Source organism: Paenibacillus sp. AGC31 (genome assembly GCF_057334655.1).
Genome location: NZ_JBHFJH010000015.1, coordinates 1 through 24927, shown reverse-complemented (window position 1 = coordinate 24927; position 24927 = coordinate 1). Strand labels below are relative to the sequence as shown.

Here is a 24927-nt window from a genome sequence, read left to right as displayed (position 1 = left end):
CTACACTGGTACCCATAGACTGGACACTTTGAAAAAAGGTGTGCGGACTGTGGGTACCTTTTTGTATACTGAAGAAGCAATGGAGGGGATTACATCGTGAGCAAGAAGCGATTCACAGAAGAAGAACGTGAACAGATATCAAAGAACAGATATGTAAGGAATGTTAGCGACAAAGCGATAACCTATGCAGATGAATTTAAGCAGTTATTCATTGACGAATATATGATGGGAAAGACACCTAGAGAGATCTTTGAAACTCATGGGTTTGATGTTACCGTAATTGGAATGAAACGAGTAGAACAATCTGCCGGACGTTGGAAAAAAGCCTATGACCTTGGAGGGATTATTGGGTTGTCTGACTCCCGAAAAGAAGCCTCGGGTCGCCCTTTACATAGAGAGTTATCGCAGGAAGAAATCATTGCAAAACAAGAAGCACGGATTCATCTACTCGAATCTCAAGTAGAACTGCTAAAAAAGCTAGATACGAAAGAAAGGTTGCTGGTAGCAAAGGGAATGAACCTAAGCAAGATTAAGTTGTTCGAGCTCATAAAGGAAGCCGTGGATCAAGGCTTGGAACGTATGACGGGATACCTCTGCTCATTGCTTAACGTATCTCGTTCGGGGTATTACAGCTACTTACAAGCTGCAGATTTACGTTTAGAGCGGGTCCGTTCGGATGCTGAGGCAGGGAAGCTGATTAAGAAGGCTTTCGAACGAAGGGGTTACAAGAAGGGCTCACGCTCCATCAAGATGATTCTTGAGCACGAGTTTGGTGTCATCTATAACCTAAAGAAAATCCGTAGATTGATGAAGAAATTTAACATCGTATGTCCGCACAGAAAAATCAACCCTTATAAACGCATGGCCAAAGCTACGCTGGAACACCGAACCTTACCCAATACTCTGCAGAGGGACTTCAAGAAGGGCATACCGGGTCTGGCCTTGCTTACGGATATCACGTACCTTCCATACGGCCGATCCGGGATGGCCTATTTGTCGACCATACTGGATGCCTCAACAAGTGAGGTCCTCTCTCACAATATATCCCATCGGCTGACATTAGACATTGCCACGGATACTGTTGACGCTCTCAAGAAACAGAAACGTCTAAAGCTCCAAAAGGATGCTTTCATCCACTCAGATCAGGGCAGCCATTATACCAGTCCCATCTATCAGGAGTTGTTAAAGAAGAATGGGTTAGGCCAGTCGATGTCCAGACGCGGGAACTGTTGGGACAATGCTCCCCAAGAATCGTTCTTCGGCCACATGAAGGACCATGTCGATCATCGTAGTTGCCGTTCCCTTCAAGAGTTAAAGCAAGAAATCGATCGTTACATTCGCTATTACAACAACCACAGATATCAATGGGGATTAAAAAAGATGACCCCTGTTCAATACAGGAATCATCTATTATTCGCCTCGTAAATCTTTAATGCCACTCTTTTTTTAGTGTCCTTGACACGGGGGCCAGATTAACCCCTTTTCAACTGCTAGAGTTCTTTTTTTGTTTTTTTATCTGATGTTCGTTACGCTGTAGCCGTCGCTTTTTCCTGTTCTACAGTAACAGGTTCAATAGCTGGTTTTGTTTTCCGAATAAAGAACGCCATGATCAAAGCAACCACGGTCATTCCTGTAGCCACGATGAATGCATAGTTAACACCGTAAATCGTTGCATCTGCTGTAGCAGCTATCATTGCTGTCTTATCACTAGGGTCAACTTGACCAGCAGCCACTGCATCCGCCAGATGTGTTTTGAGCTTGCTACTCATGATGGTTACGAGAACGGCTGTACCGATCGCACCGGCAACAGTACGCAATGTGTTGGACATCGCTGTACCATGCGCGTTCAGACGTTGAGGCAGTTGATTCAGACCTGCTGTCTGGATCGGCATCATCAGCATCGACATACCGAACATACGAGCCGTGTAGATAAACATCATGTAGCCGTACGTAGTATCGATTGCCAGACGACTCAGTCCAAAAGTTGTAATTGCCGTAATGGCAAGACCTGCAACCGAAAGCCAGCGCGCGCCCACTTTATCAAATATGCGACCTGTAATTGGGGACATAATCCCCATCAATATCGCACCCGGCATCATCAGAAGTCCTGATTCAATCGGTGAGAATCCACGAATGTTTTGCAGGAAAATAGGGAGCAGGATCATACCTGCAAACATCGCCATTGTCACGAGCATGTTAATAATCGTTGTTAATGTATACATGTTGTACTTGAAAATACGGAACTCAAGGAGCGGATGATCTGTTGTCAGTTGACGAATAACGAACAGAATCAGGGATATCGCACCTACAACGAGGCACCCAATGACAATTGCACTGCCCCATCCATCGGTACCTGCATCACTGAATCCGTAGAGCAAACTACCAAAACCTAGTGTAGATAAAATAACGCCTGGATAATCCAGTTTGGGTCTGGATTGACGTGTTACGTTTTTAACAAAAGCAATACCAATTGCCGTTGCAATAATAGAGAATGGCAAGATGATGTAGAATAACAATCTCCAGGAATAATGCTCAACCACATAACCCGAAAGTGTAGGCCCAATCGCAGGAGCCAGAATCATCGCGATCCCCATGGTTCCCATGGCCTGACCGCGTTTCTCAATCGGGAAGATGGTCAGGAATACAACGGTCATCAGAGGCATCAGAATACCTGCACCTGCCGCTTGAATGACACGACCTACCATCAGAATGGTGAAGGTTGGACTAAGACCACAGACTAATGTACCTATGGTAAATAGAGTCATGGCTGTAATGAAAATTTGACGCGTTGAAAATTTGGCAATCAGATATGCCGTAACCGGAATCAGTACACCGTTCACAAGCATGTAACCCGTGGTTAACCACTGGGCTTTGTTTGCATTGATCGCGAGGTCTTCCATGATTTTAGGAAGTGCTACGTTCATCAGGGTTTGGTTCAGGAATGCCACAAAGGCACCAATTAACAATGCCGCTACAATCGGGCCTTTCTTGATGTTGTCCATCGCTGAGGATGGAGCTGCAGCAGTAGTCGTACTCATATGTTGTTCATCTCTCTTCCTTCTAACTTTTCAATCATTTGACTATGAATTCTAAGTAGGTGCTCAAGGTCTTCCTTCGATATATCCAGAATGGGTGACACTCTTTCCATCCACAAATGGTGCGTTTCCTGTTGGGCCTGTTCCCCTTTATCCGTAATCTGAAGCTTAACGGATCGGCGGTCAGCATCTGAACGTGTCCGAACGATATACTCGCCTTTGACGAGCCGCTCCACAACAGCGCTCATGGAACTGCTGCCCATATGGCATAGCTCAGCCACTTCGTTGATGCCAATGGAAGGACGCTCCCTCAGGATGGATAACACCATAAACTGGATCGAAGTCAGCTCGATCTCCTTGTTTTCATTCCAAAATGCTCGAAAAAGCATTTGATTCACTTGGCGGAACGAATTAATAATATAGAATACTTCATACGTATCAGTCATTGATTCACCCTTTTACTTTTGGAATATAATATTTCGTACACGAAATATCAGGGGAACAATTATTTATTATAACAAAAATATTTACATAGTCAACTCTTTACATATGAATTCACAAAAATAATATTAGGACATACTAACTGTGTTACATCCATGCCTTTACTCAACTAACCTGGACACAGTCTGTATCATATGTAATTTGTAAATAAAATAACCATAGGGTTCCTGCATGAAACGAGCAGGCACTCCTATGGTTATTCAGAAGAATCAGCATGGTATCATACCGAAGTAGATAAGGCAGGCTCTTTGGTCTTGGGTGAGGTCATTTTGCCTAACAGATATACCAGCAATTGTTGATTGTGCATCGAAATGTTACTGAGAACAGAGTTCATGAATTCATTACGGATGGTGATTCCCCGTTCTGTTTCCATTCTTCCTTTCTCTGACAGAGATACCCACACAATGCGTCGATCCTGATTATCCCGATTCCTGCGAATCAGATCATTCTTCTCCATTCGATCGAGCAGCATGGTTACAGCAGCTGGCGTAGTAGACAGATAAGGAATCAGATCCGAAGGTTTCATCTTCTGATGATCTTCAAGTACCTCCAGAACAGCCAGCTGAGCCTCCGTTAATGAGGGTGCCAGCTCTTGATCCATATGCAATTTATAATCTTTGGTCAACCTGGACCAGCACTTGGCAAAATCGGAATTATACATCTTCCATCGCTCCTCTCTGCAACCGGTTATCACTTCACCTGCTTAAGTTTTCGCGCTCCAAAGCCGCATTCCTGCTGCCTTTTTTCAATTTCCTAGCGATCGACCGTAATCGACGAAGGTTGTTAAACTTCGCATGAATGCCCTCTTCTAATCCGCCTTCGAACAACAAAAAAAGACTCCTCGCATGACAGGATTAGCTGTTCTGCGAAAAGTCTCGTTTGTTTGTTTTTATGAAGATGATGCTGGTTGATTCTCATTGAAGTCCCTTAGAAGTTCAACGATCTCGTCCTGTTTATCCACATGAACGATCAGCTTGCCAATATGTTTGCGCTCTGTAATCGGAACACCTTCCGAAGAGATCGGGAACACTTGGCCTTCTTTGGTCATTACAGTGATCTTACGTTGCTCTTTGCAATAAAATGCTCCAGCAATACGGCTACCATTCGGTTTCACACGTTTGCCTTCTTTGAACTCGAATGTGGCAAGCCCCTTGCCTCCACGGCTCTGTATAGCGTAATCCAGAAGTAATGATCGTTTACCATATCCCAGATCGGACAACACGGCAACTTCACCTTCATCTCCTTCTACCCATAGAGCGGATACAACTTCATCTGTATCTCTTAACTGAATACCACGAACACCACCGGATACACGTCCCATTGGATTAACCTCATCCTCTCGGAAACGAATCGCCATAGCTTCTTTTGTAATCAACATAATATCTTGACCACCTGTACTTAGATGTACAGATAACACTTCATCCTCCTTGCCCACTTTACAAGCCGCAACTGCACCGGAACGCTTGGTAACGTAATCCTTCAGCTCCGTTCGTTTCACCTGTCCTCTTCGCGTAACGAAGACCAGACTGTGATTTGGCTCTTCAAAGGATTTCACAGCAAGCACACTTGCAATACGGTCATCTTTCGCAAGGGGAATGACATTCACAATGGCTGTGCCTGGATCTTTCCACTTGAATTCAGGTACCTGGTGAACAGGTAACAGGAAGTACTGACCTTTCCTCGTAAAGACAAGCAAGTTCTCAAGCGTATTTACTTCCAGAACCTGAGCGATATAATCGCCGTCTTTCACACCACTTCCGCTCCGTTCACCACCAGAACGTGTAAAGGACTGCATGCCTGTACGTTTCACGTATCCTTCTTTGGATAACGTAACAAATACATCTTCCGCGTTCACAAGTACTTCGAGATTAACCTTGAGTTCTTCCACTTCACCCTGAATCGCAGAACGACGGTCTATTCCGTATTTATCGCGAATCTCCATCAATTCTTTGCGGATGACTCCGATGAGCTTGCGGTCACTATCCAGAATGGATTGTAGTTGTGCAATCTTTTTCATCAGTTCACCGAGTTCCTTCTCCAGAGAATTGATCTCCAGATTCGTCAAACGGTACAATTGCAACGTAAGGATGGAATCCGCTTGGCGTTCCGTGAATCCAAACATCCACATCAGGTTATTTTGAGCATCTTGACGGTTCTTCGACGCTTTGATAGCCGCAATGACCTCGTCAAGGATGTTAAGTGCTTTTACCAAGCCCTCGAGCACATGCGCACGGTCTTGCGCCTTCTCCAGCTCAAACCGGGTACGGAATGTTACAACCTCACGCTGATGGGCAATGTAAGCCTCGAGGATCGATTTCAACCCTAATTGATGAGGTGCTTTATTCACAATCGCAACCATATTGAAATTATAGGTGACCTGCAGGTCGGTTTTCTTCAGCAAATAAGCCAAAATACCTTGTGCGTCTGCTTCTTTTTTCAACTCAACCACGATTCGCAGACCTTCACGTCCACTCTCATCACGCACTTCAGCGATACCTTCAACCTTCTTCTCAAGTCGGATGTTCTCCATCGCTGTAACGAGACGAGACTTTACGACCTGATAAGGAATCTCGGTAATGACGATCTGCTGTTTGCCACCGCGCATGTTTTCAATCTCGGTTTTGGACCGGATATAGATCCGTCCCTTACCTGTGCGATAGGCATCCAGAATGCCGTCACCGCCCATAATCAATCCACCTGTTGGAAAGTCAGGACCCTTCATAAACATCATGATTTCGTCCAGCTCAATCGACGGTTTCTCCATCACAGCGATCGAAGCATCAATGACTTCACGCAAATTGTGTGGAGGAATCTCCGTTGCAAATCCAGAGGAAATGCCGCTGACGCCATTAACCAGCAAGTTCGGATAACGGGATGGCAATACAACCGGTTCTTTGGCCGTATTATCAAAATTATCCTTAAACAGAACCGTCCGTTTCTCGATATCGCGAAGCATCTCCATCGCGATGGGCGACAAACGGGCCTCCGTATACCGCATCGCCGCTGCCGGGTCATCATCCTGTGATCCCCAGTTACCATGACCGTCCACGAGCATATGGCCCATTTTCCATGGCTGAGCCATCCGCACCATGCCCTCATAGATGGATGAGTCACCATGTGGATGATAATTACCCATTACGTCCCCAACGGTTTTGGCAGACTTGCGGTAAGTCTTGTCAGGCGTATTACCTGAATCGTACATGGCGTACAGAATACGCCGTTGTACTGGCTTCAACCCATCCCGGACATCCGGAATGGCTCGATCCTGAATAATATATTTGGAGTAGCGACCGAAACGGTCCCCAACGACCTCTTCGAGAAAGGCCGGCATAAATTGTTCTGATGGACTCATTCCAAGCACCTTCTATTCTTCGTACTCTGTAAAGTCGACGTTCTCTACAATCCAGCGTTTTCGCGGATCAACCTTATCACCCATGAGCGTAGATACACGACGTTCTGCTTTTGCTGCATCAACAATCTGTACCTTCAGCATCGCACGAGTTTCCGGATTCATTGTGGTCTCCCACAGTTGATCCGGGTTCATTTCACCTAGTCCTTTATAACGTTGAAGCTCAACATTATTACCGAATTCCTTCATGTAATTAGCCAGCTCTTCATCCGTCCATGCATATCGAACTGTCGCAAGCTTACCAGACTTACGAGTAAGTTTGTATAATGGCGGCTGAGCAATATATACTTTGCCTGCATCAATTAAAGGCTTCATATAACGATAAAAGAAGGTCAACAGCAGCACCTGTATATGTGCACCGTCCGTATCAGCATCGGTCATAATGATAATTTTGGAATAATTGCTGTCTTCAACTGCAAATTCGGTTCCAATGCCCGCCCCGATCGCCGCTGTAATAGCGCGGTATTCTTCATTTTTGAGAATATCTGCCAGCTTCGATTTTTCCGGATTGAGCGGTTTTCCCTTGAGCGGCAAAATAGCCTGAATCTTCGAGTCGCGTCCCTGTTTGGCAGAACCACCTGCGGAATCCCCTTCGACAATAAATAACTCATTTCGGGTAAAATCCTTCGATTGCGCCGGCGTCAGCTTGCCGTTCAGGTTGGAACTTTCACTGCGCTTTTTGCCTGTACGCATATCATCCCGTGCTTTGCGAGCCGCTTCTCTGGCTCTGGAAGCTTGAACCGCTTTGCGAATTAACGTTTGCGCTACCTGCGGGTTTTCTTCCAGGAACCGCTGAATATTTTCGGACACGACCGAATCCACTGCACTTCGAGCGGAAGCGCTGCCGAGCTGATCCTTGGTCTGACCTACGAACTCAACATCTGACATTTTGACACTGATGACGGCCATCATACCTTCACGCAGGTCATTACCTTCGAGATTTTTATCTTTTTCCTTGATCATGCTGGTACGCCGCGCGTAATCATTCATTACACGGGTATACGCAGCCCTGAATCCGGTCTCATGAGTACCGCCGCCCCGAGTAGGGATTGAGTTCACGAACGAAGCCAGTGTTTCCGTATAACCCGCGTTATACTGGATTGCCACTTCGACTTCAATGTCATCCTTCTCCGCATAGAAGTGAATAACATCATGCAACACATCTTTATTTTCGTTAAGAAAAGCAACAAACTGGCTTGCTCCGCCTTCATACATGTATTCATCCTGATTGCCCGAACGTTCATCCTTGAGCACAATTCTCAGACCCGAATTCAGAAAAGCAATCTCCTGAAGACGTTCTGCCAATGTATCATAATTGAATTGAATGCCGCTCTGGAACACCCGAATATCCGGTTTAAATGTAACTTTTGTACCTGTCCGATTGGTATTGCCCAACACTTCGAGACCGGAGACCGGTTCACCGACATGTTCAATCCCTTTTTTGTCCTTCCAATACTCGAATCGCTGACGATGAATCTTGCCATCACGGAAAATCTCGACTTCAAGCCACTCGGACAATGCGTTTGTAACTGACGCACCTACACCGTGCAAACCGCCTGATTTTTTGTATCCTGATCCACCGAACTTTCCGCCTGCGTGCAAAATCGTAAACACGACCTGGGGAGTAGGAATCCCTGTTTTATGTATACCTGTCGGAATTCCCCTTCCGTTATCCTGAACCGTAATAGAACCGTCCTTATGCAGCGTGATATCGATTTTGGAGCAGAATTTGGCGAGATGTTCGTCGACAGCGTTGTCGACAATTTCCCATACCAAATGATGTAAACCTGAAGTGCTGGTGCTGCCGATATACATCCCCGGCCGTTTCCGTACCGCTACCAACCCTTCAAGTACTTGAATGTCGTCCGCGTCGTAGCCTGAAGACCCCTGTCCTCCGCCTGTCGAACCTGCCGACATATCGATTTGCTCGACCATTCATGCTCCCCCTTCTTAACTTGCAACTAAAAAAATGCCTAAAATGCAAACAGATGTTTTCTTATCCTTGTCCATTTTAATTCAAGATATCCCGTTTCGTAAAGACAAGGAATGACACAATGAGTGAAGCAATGCCCCAAACACTAAGCACAATAAGGGAAAAACCTAAATTCATACCCTCGATTGGAGGTAACCCGCCAGACAAATAATTCGGAAGTTCGAGGTTAACCATGAACAAATACTTCGCTGTCTGCCAGGACGCTGCCATACTGGTCAAAATTGTTCCTGCAATCAAAGCGGCCATCATGATAACAATACTTGCAGCAGTACTGCGCACAAGCACAGATACCATAAATGCAAGCATAGCCACAATTACACTCACAAACCAGATCAGTCCTGCCTGCATGAGCATATAAAGCCACTGGTCTACAGCATGCACTGCCGACATATCGACATCTGTTCCCACAACTTTGAATCCTGTGAAGATTGGCATGTTGAAGCCTTTATAACCAAAGACCGCACCCGATATGACATAACATATAATGTAGGCTGATACCACTATGATCGAAACAAACATAATCAGCGTAATTAATTTACTCAGAAGCACTTTCCAGCGTCTAACCGGACGCGTTAAAAGCATTTTAATCGTCCCTGTCGTACGTTCACCAGAAACAAGATCTGAAGCAATAGCCATGATTAACAGTGGAATAAACAATCCAACCGCGTTGTTCATGAACTCCCGCGTAAAGGTGACACCGCCCGGTTCTTTGGGATTGATGTCATTCTCAAGATAATACTGCATCTGCTGGATATATACTGTTCTATATTTTTTGTACTCTTCAGGTACCCGATCGCTACCGAGCGAATTTTGATTGTCTGTGATGGCCTGTTGCAGTTCAAGACGCCAATCGCCGCCAAACTTGTCGCGATTATTCTCCGCAGATTTCATCTGGGCATACGTAAACATCGGTACGAGGACCGCAAGTACAATAAATATAATATAAAGCCGTTTTTTCTTCACCATCTTAATCGTTTCATTGCGGATCAGCGGCATGATATTACTCAATGGATTCACCTTCTGTCATTTTTAAGAATAGTTGTTCAAGCGTAGGCTGAATCCGCTGTACCCCTTCAACCTGTACACCAGCTTGAACCATCTGTTGCACCATATCAGGAATTCGATCTTCGTGCATCTCGGCAACCACAGCGTTGGGACCAAGGCCCGCAACAATGGTATCATCCATCACATCCGCAGGTCGACCTACCAGAGCAATGCCTGCATCCTGCAACATTTTTTTGCCTTGCTCCAGTGGTGAAACATGCCATATGGCCAACTTGGAATGATCTTCAATCAGTTCGCTTACACCTCCAACAGCAAGCACACGCCCAGCACTGATAATGGCTACTCTGTCACAGAGAAGCTGGATCTCACTTAACAAGTGACTGCTGACAAATACAGCCATACCTTCACTGGCAAGTTGCTTAATAAAGACACGAAGTTCCTTAATCCCTTTTGGATCAAGACCATTTGTCGGTTCATCCAGAATAAGCAGACGCGGTCGCCCAAGCAGCGCTTGTGCAATACCGAGCCGTTGACGCATACCCAATGAGTACGTTCTGACTTTATCGTGAATCCGCTGATCCAGACGCACAATATCTACAACTTCCTGAATTCGTTCATTGTCCACACCTGGTTGCATGCGAGCGAAATGCTCCAGGTTCTCCCACCCTGTCAGATATGTATATACCTCCGGATTTTCAACAATGGAGCCTACATACTTCAAAGCACGCTCAGGGTCCCGATTCACATCATAACCACAGACTTTAATTTTTCCTTCTGTTGGTTTGATCAGATCGACCAGCATCCGTATCGTAGTTGTTTTACCGGCACCGTTGGGACCGAGAAATCCGAAGATTTCACCAGGTTTCACGTCAAATGTAACGTCCTTAATGATCCATTTGCGTCCAATCCGTTTCTTCAGATGCTGTACAGACAAGACGGAATCATACTGCTGCTCTGCCATTTAATTTCCGCTCCCTTCTGCCGTTGTATCTGCCTGGAATTCCTGTGCAATCCGAACTGCAATTTGCTCATAACCTTGTCCGTTGGGATGGAAATGATCTGACGAGAGATACTCCCCCAGATGATTTTCAAATAAATCGAATGTAGGGACCAGTGTCATCTTGTCCTCATTGTTCAAAATAGCCAGTGCAGCATCGTTCCATGCAGCAACCACTGCATTACCCGGCTTCTCGAGTTCCTTCACATCGCCAAATGGATTGTACAGCCCTATGTACGCAATCTGTGCATCGGGATTAATTTCTTTGACTTTCTTCAATATCTCTTGAAGGCGCTTTGACGTTTCTGGCAAAGCCGCTGCCAGCTGCTCTGCTGTTGGCGGATCTTCCCCCTGGAGAACTTGTCCTCCCTGGAACAAATCATTTGCGCCGATCGAGAGCAAAATAAAATTGGACTGCTGTAGGACGTAACGTACACCTTGCTCATCGAGTTTTTCCAATAAAGCATCTGTTCTCAAACCGTTTACACCCAGATTATTAAGAACCTGAACGTCATATCCTTTATCTTTAAGCAGGTTGCCTGCCCGTCTCACAAAACCGAGTCCTTTATCATCCCCCGTGCCTCTTGCCAGAGAATCGCCGATGACGGCCATCCGAATCTTGCCATCTTCCACGACCGCCGGTTCCCCCTCGATATCCTTAGATGGAGCAGTTGCCTCCTGGCCTGTAGTTAATGCGGAATCTCCCTCGGGGAAAATCACATCTTTTATGGCGTATCCAAATCCAAATAACAACAGCAAAGTTGCCAAGATGGATACTGTACTGACAGTTCTCCAGATCCATGGTGCTGAATCAAGGCTTTTTTTCTTTTTCATCATCACATCTCCGCTCATGTACACCAATCCGGGTGCTTTATAATTTATAATGACTTTACATTAAGGCGTGTCTGAAAATCCGCTTACTTCGGAGTTTTCAGACACGCCTTGATGATGCTATTCCTAAATAACATAAATGTTCTGTCGTTAATTTGCAAACTTTGGCGCTGCATTCGCAGAATTCATTTTTTATATGTCATTTTACGGAAAAAAGGTTATACCATACACAGATATGAACTGTGTACTGGCATAACCTTGTGGAAAAGAAAATCATACTTTCTTCATTATAAATCGATTACTTACCGATAAACTCTTGTGCCCAGTATCCGTTATAGAAACCTACACCGATATGCGTAAAGTTTTTGCTCAGGATATTAGCGCGGTGACCTTCACTATTCATCCAAGCTGTAACCACTTCCTGTGGTGTTTTTTGTCCTTGGGCAATGTTCTCACCTGCATAGCTGTAAGTTACTCCGAATTGTTTCATCATATCAAACGGAGAACCATACGTAGGTGACTGGTGATCAAAATAGTTGTTGTTACTCATATCTTTTACTTTAGCAACAGCTACTTTGTCCAGAAGTGCATCTGAAGTCAGTGCGTTCAGACCTGCTTTAGCACGCTCAGCGTTCACAAGTTTTACAACTTGAGTAGCAAAGTCGGATTGTGTGCTTTCGCTACCATTATTACTTGTATTGTTACCTGTGTTTGAAGGATCTTTTGCCGGTGTAGTTGCCGGTTTTTCTTCTTGCGCTGGTTGTGCTGGTTTAGTCGGTTGCTCCGGCTTAGTTGTAGGCTCAGCAGGTTTTGTTGTTGGTTGAGTTGGTTTTGTGGTCGGCTCAGCAGGTTTCGTCGTTTGATCAGGCTGCGTAGCAGGTTTCTCTACAATTTGCCCCTCGGATACGGTGTATCCATTTTGTTTGAGCCATTTCTCAATATAAGCTTTCAAGCTGTCTGTACTTGTAATTTTGTACGTTGTGATAGTCTTATATGTTGAATCTGCAGCAGAAGCGGAAGCAGGAAGCATTACCCCTACGGCCAGTACGGCTGTCAGACTACTCGTTACGACAGTTTTCATCCATTTCTTTTTCAAATTCATTCATCTCCTTAAGATTAGTTATTACAAATTTGTAATTAATACTCTAGCAGTATATCAATTCAACAGGAGATTGTGAACCTATAAAATATGGAAAAGTAACTTTTTTGTCATTTTTTAGAATGTTATAGATTTGTCTGCAGGCTTATCCTGTAAGGCTCTACCCTCGTTGACGAAACCACAAAAAAAAGACATTCGGACTAAAAAAGCTAGTCGAATGTCGCTTCACCATCTATTTATCATTCACCACACCAGAATGTGCAGATCAGGATATCATGAGAATTTCCATGCAATAGAAGAAACTTTATTTATACTATAGAAGAACTTTACTGAACCGATAGCCTCTCTTCTGAAAACCAATGTGCTCATAAAAAGAGTACGTTGTTGAAGTCACTTCACGGTTTGCACCCGTGACAAACAGTTGTTTACCACCTTGCTGTCTGCCCCAATCTTCGGCACGAGCCATCAGACGACGGGCAATCCCACCACCACGATGTTCTTGACCTACAATCAGGGAAGTAATTTGTGCGGCAGGTTCTGGATAGGCATGACTTTGCACACATTGCAAGCCAATCACACCAATAATTTGTTCATCCACTTCGGCAACAAGCATGCATGCGTTTGGATTGGTTTCCAAACATTCAATACGTTCTTTCATGACATTGGTTGTTGTCGGATAGCTGACCTCTCGCATCAGTCCCGTTACCGCTTCAGCATCTCGCAGCTCACACTCTCGGATCATCAGTACAGGGGCCTCAACATTATTGGACATGATTTACCTCCACTTTCAGCATATTAGCGGCTTGCACCGCTGTTTTACGAGCTTCTTCCACATCTTGGCCAGCACTTAAGGCTACAGCCATTCGGCGTCCTACTTTGGTCTCAGGTTTGCCAAATACACGAATCTGAGTACGAGGAAGAGCCAGTGCTTCTTCAATCCCGCCTACAGTAAAGTCAGATGTTTCATCATTAGCCTTCAGCGTTGCTGAAGCTCCCGGTGTCAACAGATGTACACCTGTGACCGGAAAACCAAGAATTGCACGTACATGCAGCGCAAACTCGGAACTGTCTTGCGTCACCATTGTAACCATACCCGTGTCATGCGGACGAGGAGATACCTCGCTGAACACAACCCCATCCGATGTGAGGAACAATTCCACTCCAAACAGTCCATACCCGCCAAGTTCATCCGTGACGGATTTGGCAATATGACAAGCTTGCTGCCATTGCTCAGGAGTCATTGCATGAGGCTGCCAGGATTCGACATAATCCCCATCCTTTTGAATATGACCAATCGGAGGACAAAATACGGTGCCTGATACAGATCTAACGGTGAGTAATGTAATCTCACTGTCAAATTGCACAAAGCTCTCCACGATAACACGAACGGATTTGCCACGAGCCCCCGAAAGAGCAATATTCCAGCAATCCTCCACGTCGTCCGGTGTTCGGCATACACTCTGCCCTTTGCCGGAAGAACTCATCAATGGTTTAATGACACAAGGTGTGCCAAGCTTACGTACGGCTTCCTGAAGTTGTTCCAGGTTGTCCGCAAAAAGGTAGTCAGCTGTCGGAAGTTTCAATTGTTCGGCTGCAAGCCGACGGATGCCTTCGCGATCCATCGTTAAACGTGCAGCTCGGGCAGTAGGTACTACACAAAATCCCTCTTCCTCAAGCTCCAGTAAAGCTTCTGTTGCAATAGCTTCAATCTCAGGTACGATGTAATGAGGTTTTTCTTTACGGATCAATTGTTTCAAAGCTTCGGCATCCAGCATGTCGATGCAGTAAGACCGGTGCGCGACCTGCATCGCAGGTGCGTTCTCATAACGATCAACAGCGATCGTCTCTACTCCCAGTCGTTGGGCCTCAATAACGACCTCTTTTCCCAATTCTCCACTGCCTAGTAGCAGCATTTTTTTGGCTTGAGCCGTAAAAGGAGCACCCCACATGTTCTTTCCAATCCTCCCAAAGAGAAATCTTCTATATCTGTCTGTCTCTCTATTTTCGGGGTTTTGGTTAAAGATTGCAAGAGTGCTCCCTATTTTTCTTGTGAATTTTACAAGATTTTTTGTGTTTTTTCGATCAAATTTTACAATTACTGCTCTCGGATTCGATACTCCTTCCATTCCTCCCAAAATTAAGGAAATGTTAACAGAGCAGACTTTAATACTCCAACGAATCAAAATACGCAAACAAATCCCAAGTTTAAAGACTTGGGATTTGTCGATTTTTTTCTCTAAAGATTTCATTATGGGAAGAAACATAAGCCATCTTTGGTGCACCTGGCGTCATATATTGTTTCGCACTATTAACTGCCACGATCGCATCATTGAAGGCTCCTGCAATGAGTCTAACTTTGCTTTCGTGCGTCGCACAGTCTCCTGCTGCAAAAACACCCGACAGACTCGTCTGTGCATGATGACTCATTAGAACCATTCCATCGTCCATTGCTAAGCCACAACTGACAAGATCACTTAGATTGCTTTTATACCCATGACTAATGACGACTTCATCCACATCTAAAAATACATTGTCCTGACTCTCCATATGCGTAATTACAACCTGATGGATACGTTCACCATGATTATGAAGCCGTGTGATGCTATATGGTGTTCTGACATCCGTTACATTGTTCATCTCGCTAACATTGCGTTCCATTGCACGAAACTCATTATTCCGGTGGATTACAACTACACTGCGAGCAAGTTGAGCAAGTTCAATTGCCCAATCTACTGCACTGTTGCCTCCTCCTGAAATGAGCACACGTTTCCCTGAAAAATGTTCTGGATTTTGGACGGTATAATGAAGATTTTCATACTCACATTCCATTGGCTCTTGAAGCTTCAATTTTTGAATTTCTGCGATACCGCGGCCCACTGCAACAATGATCGTGCGCGTATAATGTATCTTCCCTCCAGTGGTATACATACTCCATATTCCGTTATCCAGTCGAGTGAACCTTTCCACTTTGCAATTCAATACAACCGTTGGATTAAATGTATTTGCCTGCTGAACAAGCCACTCGATCAACTTCGAACATTTCATAGGCGGTAGACCGCCTACATCCCAAATTGTTTTTTCCGAATAGGTGTGCAGAAATCCACCAAGCTGGTCTTTACCTTCGATGATTTTAACTTTCATATCACGCATCCCTGCATAAAAAGCCGCATACATGCCAGCAGGGCCGCCTCCGATGATGGTTACATCATAGATATCTTCTTCATTCATTTTAAACACACCTTGTTAATTTAGTTATGAACTCTAGATACATGTCACTTTACCCGTTTGCTTTATTTGTTTTTTGCTTCAAAAGTAGCAACAATATCATCAATGACATATCCATCGGCAAGTGGAGACATTCCCAGATTGAACCATTCCTTGCCACCCACCATATAGACGTGGTCCTGCTTGACTGCTTTCAGATTTTTCCATAATGATGAAGATAACATATCTTCAAATTTCTTTTTAATTTCCGGATTAGTCTCATCATCCAGCTGAACGATCAGATGATCTGCGTCGTATTCAGGCAGTACTTCCAAGGATACGGACATGGCAGTTTGATCTTTCGGGAAATTAGGAAGTGGATTCATTCCCAATCGTTTGTGGACAAAGTTCCCTCGGTCAAGGTTCTCCCCATGAAGTACGATTTCTTTTTCCATCACTCTAATGTAGAGAACAGTCTCCTCACCAATCAGCTTGTGCAATTTGTCAGCAGCTACCTTCTCCTTATCCACCAAATCCTGAATCACCTTTTCTGCCTGTTCTTCTTTGTCCAAAATTTTGGCCATATCCCGCAGTTCATCGCGCCAATCATCACGCTGTGGCAAAAGTACGGTAGGTGCAATCAGAGTAAGCTGATCATAGTCCTTTTTGGACCACCAGTCAGGAGCGATAATTAAATCCGGAGCTGCCTCCATGAGGGCTTCAAAGTTAGGCGTTCTTCCTATTCCCATTTTCATCGTGTTTGCAAATGGCTCTTGCAAGTAAGAAGGAAAATCCTCATGGTAGTTCTGTACAGCAATGGGTACGATGCCAAGTGAATATAAAAATTCTGGATATACAACGGACAAACCAACTATTTTTTGTGGGTTCACTGGAATTTCAACTTCTCCCATTTCCGTGTTCACTTTTTTCACCTGACTGGCTTCTGTTGTTGAAGAATTGGCGGTACCCGCTTCTTGTCCCTCGCTCGAGGATGCTTCTTTGCCTGCTGCCCCACAAGCCGAAATAACGAGCATCAAGATCATTGTGCATATTACGGTTAACCATCTGAATCTCATTCTCTATGTACCCCCTATAGGTCATTAATATATGACAATGTCTAATCAATAATAATTATCATTATCATTACGATATAGGAGTAAGTATATTAAAATATGTTCAGGTATGATATTGACTATTCAGACTTTTTGCTATGGACGATCTTGCCATAACTTTAATATTTCATCCAACATAAGCTCATGGGTAAACGCAGTGTAGTCCAGCAGGACGCTCGACAAAAGCATATCCATTCTGCCATTCTGTACCGCTAACAACGCAAGCCATTCTTCAGACTTACGCACAGCAGACCATGTCTGCCTGGATGTCTCATCATCACCCACAATCAGTAATATTCTTTCAACGTTGAGAACAGACAACTCCCTAATGGTTACTGTGCCCCGTTCCCAATAAGTCTCAACTCCTTCGGGACCCTCCATTTGCATATCAACGTAAAAAACGGAAGCAATGCTCCTTGGGCCTAACATCTGCAACGCTTCACCATAAACTTTGAGTACAACTAATCTGTCTTTTCGTATGAAATCCTCAAGCTGGTCCTTTATGGTCGTTGCCTTCTCTTTATATCTTTGAAGCCATACCTCTGCAATATCAGACCTGTTCAAAAAGCTTGCAACATATCTCAAATGTTCTCTCCAATCTCCTTTTTCCCACGGGAGGTCACACACAGGAGCAATGGAATGAAGCTGTCTTTGCAAATCCTCAGACTCCGCCCCAACAGTAATAATATAATCAGGTTTAACTAATCGAAGCTGTTCCAGCCAGGTGGTCTCACTCTCTGCCAGTGGCATAACTTTGTCCGTTTCATATTTACGTCGGTAATAGTATGTCCACGGATGACTTGCCGGCGCGGCACAGGGAATAATCTGCAATGCAAGCAGTATACCAATGCTCACAGAATGAACCGCAGCAATTTTTTGTTTGCTATTACGTATAAACGCTGCTGGTGGAATGCCAGAGATTTGCTTGAATTTACGCCGGAAATACGTCTCATCCTGATAACCCACGTACGATGCCACATCCTTGAGTCGATAACTGTGATCATTTCTCATTAAGATCTGGGCTTGTTTAATTCGATATAGAGTTAAATAGTCAACAGGACTGTAACCATACCTTTTCTTGAATAAACGCATGAAGTGTCGAGGGCTCATTCGTGCCACATTTGCTAGTTCCTCAATGGTTAATCTCTTCGAATAATTCTGCTCCATGTAACCTTTAACATGTTCAATTGGTGAAGCCAGATCCGTCTTTTCGGCACAGGCCACGTCGTAAAACATGGTATACAGCAGTTCCTGAAAACGAATCTGACCATAGTACCTTTGCAAACCATCCTTCTTCAATGTGTGGTGGTAAATCATCTGACAGATCACACCAACAGCAACGGGTGAAGATGAGCTGACCTCGCCATTCACTTCATTACGTAAAAGTTGCTTCATCATTTCAAGGGCTGTCCCACCATCCTGCTCCAATGTGTACATGACATCAAAACTCATGTGATACACACCTCGTTCATCCAACGAATGCACATTTGCCTCAACCAGTTGCCCCGGGAAACCTACGTACAGTCCGCCCGCCTTTAATTCAATGAAACTGCCATCTATCTTTAACCACCCTTGCCCACTGGCTACAAATAATAACATGTATGTTTCAATGAAGTGTTTCCTCAAAAGCCACTCCGTCGCAGGGGCACTCGTATAATTCACGTGAAGGAGCCTAAAATTCATATGATCCAGGTGATCCAAATGCTTTGAATTTATTTCGTTGTTGTCCATCTGCATTGATCTCCCTCCAGCCATGAACGATAGTATTGATTTCATTCTTCAAAAATATAACATACCACACTAACGTTTAAAAAAAACACTCCGGCTATCCTCTAACCTGTCTTCAATGAATAAGATGCACTTATTATTGAAAGAACAGGCTATAGAACACCAGAGTGTTATAAGTTCATAGATGTTCAGACGCTTCACAAGCATCCGAAGTTTTCATTTTCATCACAAAAATCTGTATTGAGCTTCTATTAATCCATTATAGACGCCTTGTTTTTGGATAAGCTGCTCATGGTTGCCCTCTTCTTTAATTTCACCATGATCCAGGACGATAATGTTATCTGCATTCCGGATGGTTGAGAGACGGTGAGCAACCATAAAGGACGTTCTTCCCTGCAACAGCACCTTCAACGCTTCCTGGATTTTAAGCTCTGTCTCTGTATCAATACTCGCTGTAGCTTCATCCAGAATCAGTATGCGTGGATCAGCAAGCAGCGCACGGGCAAAGGATAACAGTTGTCGTTGTCCCATGGATAATACGTTCCCGCGTTCCTCTACTTCGGTATCATATCCGCCAGGCAGCTTCATGATGAACTCATGTGCATTGACTGCTTTGGCTGCGTCCTCCACCTCTTCATTTGTTGCATCCAGTCGTCCAAATCGAATATTGTCACGAATCGTACCCGAGAAGATGAAAGTATCCTGTAATACAATGCTGATCTGGCTCCGTAAACTCTCTACCGTTACATCCCGCACATCCTGTCCGTCAATGGTGAGACGTCCGCCGGATATATCATAGAAACGACTGATCAGATTGATGATCGTACTTTTACCTGAGCCCGTATGACCAACCAGTGCAATCGATTGTCCCGCAGCCGCCGAGAAGCTGATCCCTTTCAGCGCCTGTCTGCCCTTCTCGTATTCGAACACCACATTTTCGAATGCGATATCTCCTTTAATAGAAGGAAGTGGCTTGGCACCTGGTTTATCCGCAATACTTGGCTTTTCATCCATGAATTCGAAGATACGCTCTGATGACGCCATTGCAACCAACAACTGATTGTACATTTGTCCCAGACGGTTGATCGGGTCCCAGAAGTTGCCGACATAGTTGGCAAAAGCGACAAGTAATCCCACGGTCAACTGATCCTGTTGAATCAGATAGGCACCAAACCAGAAGAGTATCAATGTACCAAAACCGCCGGTAATCTCAATCAGCGGTCCGAAGCCCTGGTTCATCGCTGATGCTCTATCCCATGACTTTTTGCTGGACAGGTTCATGTTGTCAAAATACTTCATGTTCTCTTTTTCCTGAGTATAAGCCTGAGTCACTCGAATCCCCTGAATGGATTCATTCAAGTGGGAGTTAATACGAGAGTTCTTCATGCGCACATCCTGCCAGGCACGGCGGATCAGCACCCGCAGTTTGGTCGAGATGATAAACATGATCGGCACCGTAATGATTACGGCAAGGCCCAGTTTCCAGTTAATCAACAGCAAGATCACAATGATCCCGAGCAACTGTACGCAGTCGATCATGACGTTAACTGCACCGTTCGTGAACAGATCCTGAAGGGAGTTAATATCATTCGTAACACGTACCAGTACGGATCCTGCCGGTCTTTTGTCAAAAAAGTTAAAGGACAGCTTCTGGATATGCTTGAACAGATCCGAGCGAAGGTCATAAATAACACGCTGTCCGATAATGTTTGTCAATTTGATCCGGTACGTATTGGCAGCCCACTGAATGAGATATAACACAAATATGGAGCCTGCGATAAGATACAGCATAGTCATGCTTGGCAACCCCGTTGCCGGTGCGATGGCCCGGTCAATCGCCAGACTGATTAGAAAAGGTACGGACAATTTCGTAATGGTACCCAAAATCATCATTAGAATAACGAGTGGTAACAATTGTTTTGCATAAGGTTTCATGTATGCAAATAAACGTCCGAACTCTTTCCAGTTAAACGGTTTTTCAATAATTTCATCATCCTGATACACAAATCGTTCATTCAGTTTCTTCTCAGAGGCCACTTTTGCCTCGCGCCTGTCTGCTATCGTTTCGGCACTCATGAATTCACCTGCTCCCCAGCCTCCCGCTTACCGCGGGCAATATAATCTGCATATTGAATTTTATAAACATCCTGATATGGTCCAGGCACTTCAATGAGTTCGGTATGTTTGCCACGTTGTACCACGCGACCTTCATCGAGCACCAGAATCTCATCTGCATGTCGTAGTGAAGATATCCGGTGTGCAATAATAAATGTTGTTCTGCCGCGCATAACTTCCTGGAAACCGGATTGGATCTCATGTTCCGTCTCCATGTCCACGGCGCTGGTTGCATCATCAAGTACCAGAATTTTCGGATTTTTCAGCAAAGCCCTTGCGATCGCAATCCGCTGTTTCTGTCCACCCGATAATCCCATACCGCGTTCACCAACCACCGTGTCATATCCGTCCGGGAACTCCATAATGAAGTCATGAGCCTTGGCCAGCTTGGCTGCACGGATAATTTCATCCATAGTGACGTTCTTAAGTCCGTATGATATGTTATTGCGAATGCTGGATGAGAACAGGAATGTTTCCTGGAAAACAGAAGCGATCTGACTCCGCAAACTACGGATACCTATATCTTTGATGTTTTTGCCATCCAGCTTGATCGTTCCCGAGTTCACGTTATAGGCACGCATCAGGAGCTGAATAATGGTCGATTTACCTGACCCTGTTCCCCCGAGGAAACCGATTACAGAACCGGGTGCAGCATCAAAATTAATATCGGTTACCGCTGGCATTTTATTGCCGTAGGCAAAGGTAACGGATTCAAACGTTACATGGCCGTTGACCTGATCTGCCTCCACAATGACCGGATCTTGCGTTTCTTCCACATCCACTGGCGTATTGAGCAGTTCGAGCACCCGTTCACCTGAAGCTTTGGATTGCGTATAGTTGTTGATATGGAACCCAAGGTTCCACATTGGACCGATTATGTACCAGATCAAACTGAAAAAGGCAACGAGTTCACCGAGTGTCAGCGTCTTCTGTATAACCATTCTTCCACCGATTATCAGCAACAAAACGATACTCACCGAAGCAAGAATCTCCATGATTGGAAAATAGCGACTCCACAATGTTGCGGCATGAATCTGATTCGTCTTGTAACGCTCATTGCGTGTGGAGAATTTCTCCACTTCATAAGGCTCACGTGCAAAGGATTTTACCGTACGTACTCCAGTGATATTCTCCTGTACCGCTGTCGTCAGTGAACTGAGCGCCAGCCGCATCTCCTGAAATGCAGGGTGAATTTTGGATTCGAATCTCAGCGCAACGAAGGCAAGTAATGGGATGCATATGAGTGTGAACAGCGTAAGCTGCCAACTCATGGTCATCATCATGATTGCGCCGAACACGACCATCAAAACCATGTTGAGAATCTGGGCGAAACCAAATCCGATAAAGTTACGGATGGCTTCCAAATCTCCCGTGAGGCGGGACATCAGATCACCTGTCTTGGCCGTATCATAATAACGGAAGGATAAAAATTGAAGCTTTTCGTAACATGCGTTACGAAGTCTGTACGCCAGGAAGTTACCCAAGCGTCCTCCAAAAAAACCGTGTAAAAACTGCATTCCCGCTTTCAAAATAACTACACCTAACACAGTCAAAGCAATGATGGGAACGTCTTCAAAAGTTCGCGGAACAATAATATCATCAATCAGTATCCTCAGCATGTACGGATACACCAACCCAAGTGCGGTCGCTAAGGCGAGGAACAAGATTGATACAAATAAATACGTTCGCTTTTCCCAAAAAAAGATTTGCAGTTGCCTAAGAACATCCATGTTTCTCCTCCTCTTATGTCGTTCAAAAATACTATGAACATTTATGAAGTTTATCACCGTACCCCATTCGCGGCAAAGCGAATAACAGACCATATTCTGCCTGCTTTCAGCTTATTGACGCATTAACGAAGGTAAATACCCACCTTTCAATCAAATGTTTGAATATTCTCTTTATTTCAGGTTGTTCGTAGCAAAAAAAGGCTCCCTATATGCCTTTTCGGCAGGGGCCTTTTTGGATTGATTTTCGCAACATTTTCAATGTGTTGCTGTATCATTCATTTTGTTTTACAAAGACTTCCAGAGAATACACGTCATGCCGTGATTTTAACTGCGTTCAATCTGTTCCAGTTGGTTAGACAAGCTGGTCCATTGCTCGGCCGGAATTCCGCTCTCCAGTGTATCTTGAATTCCACTTACCGCCTCGTCCAGACGCTCTTCCAACTGACGGGATTGGTGTTGCAATGATTGACAGAGCTGGTTGTCGTAAAACTGAATCAGCTTGTCTTGCGCAGCAGGTAGAACTTCAATGATCATCTGTTTGAGGACAGGATCAAGTGCCTCCTGTAACCGCTGACGTCCATCCCCTTCGAAGAACTGTTTCGGATTGCGGAAATAATTCAAATAGCTTTTCCATCCAGACGGTTCTTCCAGACGTACTTCTTCAAGCACAGGTGTAGTCCAGCGTTCGTTCAGTGGCAGTGACACATCCACGCCCCCTGATAACTGTCTCACCTCATCTATACATTCCGTAACTTGCTTCATCAGCCAGGTCTGACCTGCCTGTTCAAGTCTGAGAGTGGTAGCAAGCAGTTCCTGCTCCAGTTCAATGGCAATCATGCGTAACAGTTCACGTCCACAGGCTGCAAAAGCCATCTTCAGATTGCCTCGATCCTCCCGAAGTACGGATGGATGGAATGCTTCTGCCATGAATAGACCAAGGCGATAGGCAAGCCGCTGCCGCACATGGAAGAGTAATTCTGCTGTTTCCTGTGACAGTTCTTCCTTCATCGATCTTGCTGCAAGTTGCTGTATGCGCTGACGTGACTGCCCCTGAATAGTCCCTAGTTCATCCCGCCGCTGCTGCAATACTTCTTCACCCTGAGCCGCATCTTCTGCACGATTCTTCAGCCGCTGAATGACACGTGCCATCTCTTCCGAAGCTCCACCTACAGCAAGATCGGCTAATTCTCTGCCTGCAAATTGGTTGAACTCTTCCTCAAAATGGATAAAACCAGATTGCTCAAGCAACTTCGAATCACCTGCCATCTTGCCTTCCATCGCCAGTATGCTGGATACCGGGAAAAGTCGCGGTGCCCGAATTCCATTACTGCGCAGTTGGGTGCTTACATGATCGAGAACCTGCTCCAGTTCTTCCTCGGAGGAAGACAGGTCACTGGCATTCACAACAAAGAACATCTGATCCATGGCAGAACTATCCTTAACACGTCCCAACTGATTCAGGAACTGACGATCTCCTTGTGAGAAAGCATGGTTGTAATACGTTACAAAAATGAGTGCATCCGCATTCTTCATATAATTAAAGGTTACACCCGTATGACGAGCATTCACGGAGTCCGCTCCTGGTGTGTCTACCAGTACAATGCCTTGTTCAGTCACATCGCAACTGTAATAGAGATCGATACTGTCTACAAAACAGGACTTCTTCTCGTTTGCGACAAAGTTACGATAACCGTCCAGATCCACCAACACATCCTGACCTAACTGGTCCGCTGTTTCTTCCCAGCCGGCTGCCGCTGCCTGCAAAAAGCTGTAATGCGGGCGCCCCGCCGGATGCACATCCTGTGGCGAGAGGGAACGTACTCGCTTCTGCCACTCCGCTCCAGGCTCACCCAGTCCGAGCAAACGGAAGGAATAAGCGAGGTCTTCCTGGAAGGCGTCCCGGGTCTTCATGCGGACCCGGGCTGTTCCATGCTCCGCGCCCCCGGCAGGAGCCATGATTCGGTTAATCGCCGCTGTTGTTGGATGCGGCGAGACGGGTAGTACAGCTTCGCCCAGCAACGCGTTGGCGAAGGAGGATTTGCCGGCGCTGAATGCTCCGAACAGCGCCAGAGTGAACGTGCCACCCGCAAGCGAAGCCGCGCGGGCACGCAGATCCCGTACCGCCGACCCCATGGCGGGGTACGGCTCTACCAGCGCAGCAGCGGCTT

Annotated in this window: 18 protein-coding genes; 1 reads left to right on the top strand and 17 read right to left on the bottom strand. The window is 45.3% G+C overall.

Going from position 1 to position 24927, the window contains the following annotated elements:
* The first annotated feature begins 96 nt into the window (after window positions 1-96).
* The gene (locus ACE04G_RS07615) at window positions 97-1425 is read left to right on the top strand and encodes an IS3 family transposase (RefSeq protein WP_338539556.1); all 1329 of its coding nucleotides are present in this window, start codon (window positions 97-99) and stop codon (window positions 1423-1425) included.
* Window positions 1426-1526: 101 nt separating this feature from the next.
* On the opposite strand, the gene ACE04G_RS07610 is transcribed toward ACE04G_RS07615, so the two are convergent.
* The 17 genes from ACE04G_RS07610 to ACE04G_RS07530 all read right to left on the bottom strand — a co-directional run.
* Window positions 1527-3038: a DHA2 family efflux MFS transporter permease subunit gene (locus ACE04G_RS07610; protein WP_405117797.1), complete on the bottom strand. Its 1512-nt coding sequence runs from the start codon at window positions 3036-3038 to the stop codon at window positions 1527-1529.
* A complete protein-coding gene (locus ACE04G_RS07605) occupies window positions 3035-3481 on the bottom strand; it encodes a MarR family winged helix-turn-helix transcriptional regulator (RefSeq protein ID WP_036613308.1) in 447 nt (148 codons plus the stop codon). Before ACE04G_RS07605 ends, ACE04G_RS07610 begins: the two co-directional genes overlap by 4 nt.
* Before the next feature lie 275 nt (window positions 3482-3756).
* Window positions 3757-4197: a MarR family winged helix-turn-helix transcriptional regulator gene (locus ACE04G_RS07600; RefSeq protein ID WP_221820408.1), complete on the bottom strand. Its 441-nt coding sequence runs from the start codon at window positions 4195-4197 to the stop codon at window positions 3757-3759.
* 228 nt (window positions 4198-4425) lie between these two features.
* On the bottom strand, window positions 4426-6888 hold the full coding sequence (gene gyrA / locus ACE04G_RS07595) for a DNA gyrase subunit A (RefSeq protein ID WP_339304761.1): 2463 nt from the start codon (window positions 6886-6888) through the stop codon (window positions 4426-4428).
* A gap of 12 nt (window positions 6889-6900) precedes the next feature.
* The gene (gene parE / locus ACE04G_RS07590; protein ID WP_221820406.1) at window positions 6901-8880 is read right to left on the bottom strand and encodes a DNA topoisomerase IV subunit B; all 1980 of its coding nucleotides are present in this window, start codon (window positions 8878-8880) and stop codon (window positions 6901-6903) included.
* 76 nt (window positions 8881-8956) lie between these two features.
* Window positions 8957-9946: an ABC transporter permease gene (locus ACE04G_RS07585; protein WP_036613298.1), complete on the bottom strand. Its 990-nt coding sequence runs from the start codon at window positions 9944-9946 to the stop codon at window positions 8957-8959.
* Complete coding sequence (locus ACE04G_RS07580) at window positions 9939-10904, bottom strand: ABC transporter ATP-binding protein (protein ID WP_449004012.1); 966 nt, start codon at window positions 10902-10904, stop codon at window positions 9939-9941. Before ACE04G_RS07580 ends, ACE04G_RS07585 begins: the two co-directional genes overlap by 8 nt.
* Window positions 10905-11777 carry a GDSL-type esterase/lipase family protein gene (locus tag ACE04G_RS07575; protein WP_486094331.1) on the bottom strand — a complete coding sequence of 291 codons (873 nt, stop codon included), beginning with the start codon at window positions 11775-11777 and terminating at the stop codon, window positions 10905-10907.
* 292 nt (window positions 11778-12069) lie between these two features.
* Window positions 12070-12867, bottom strand: a complete 798-nt coding sequence (locus tag ACE04G_RS07570) for a CAP domain-containing protein (protein WP_221820404.1) — start codon at window positions 12865-12867, stop codon at window positions 12070-12072.
* Window positions 12868-13183: 316 nt separating this feature from the next.
* Window positions 13184-13642 carry a GNAT family N-acetyltransferase gene (locus ACE04G_RS07565; protein WP_036613284.1) on the bottom strand — a complete coding sequence of 153 codons (459 nt, stop codon included), beginning with the start codon at window positions 13640-13642 and terminating at the stop codon, window positions 13184-13186.
* On the bottom strand, window positions 13632-14819 hold the full coding sequence (purT, locus tag ACE04G_RS07560; protein WP_221820403.1) for a formate-dependent phosphoribosylglycinamide formyltransferase: 1188 nt from the start codon (window positions 14817-14819) through the stop codon (window positions 13632-13634). The genes ACE04G_RS07565 and purT overlap by 11 nt, the downstream gene beginning before the upstream one ends.
* A gap of 256 nt (window positions 14820-15075) precedes the next feature.
* The gene (locus ACE04G_RS07555) at window positions 15076-16098 is read right to left on the bottom strand and encodes an NAD(P)/FAD-dependent oxidoreductase (protein WP_339304765.1); all 1023 of its coding nucleotides are present in this window, start codon (window positions 16096-16098) and stop codon (window positions 15076-15078) included.
* A 62-nt stretch (window positions 16099-16160) separates the two neighbouring features.
* Window positions 16161-17150, bottom strand: coding sequence for an ABC transporter substrate-binding protein (locus ACE04G_RS07550; protein ID WP_449004010.1), 990 nt, complete (start codon window positions 17148-17150; stop codon window positions 16161-16163).
* Between the two features lie 132 nt (window positions 17151-17282).
* Window positions 17283-18923, bottom strand: coding sequence for an AraC family transcriptional regulator (locus ACE04G_RS07545; protein WP_486094327.1), 1641 nt, complete (start codon window positions 18921-18923; stop codon window positions 17283-17285).
* A 216-nt stretch (window positions 18924-19139) separates the two neighbouring features.
* Complete coding sequence (locus tag ACE04G_RS07540; protein WP_221820399.1) at window positions 19140-20990, bottom strand: ABC transporter ATP-binding protein; 1851 nt, start codon at window positions 20988-20990, stop codon at window positions 19140-19142.
* Window positions 20987-22759, bottom strand: a complete 1773-nt coding sequence (locus ACE04G_RS07535; protein WP_221820398.1) for an ABC transporter ATP-binding protein — start codon at window positions 22757-22759, stop codon at window positions 20987-20989. Before ACE04G_RS07535 ends, ACE04G_RS07540 begins: the two co-directional genes overlap by 4 nt.
* Before the next feature lie 324 nt (window positions 22760-23083).
* Window positions 23084-24927 (bottom strand): dynamin family protein (locus ACE04G_RS07530; protein ID WP_486094324.1); only part of this gene is annotated, 1844 nt, incomplete at its 5' end.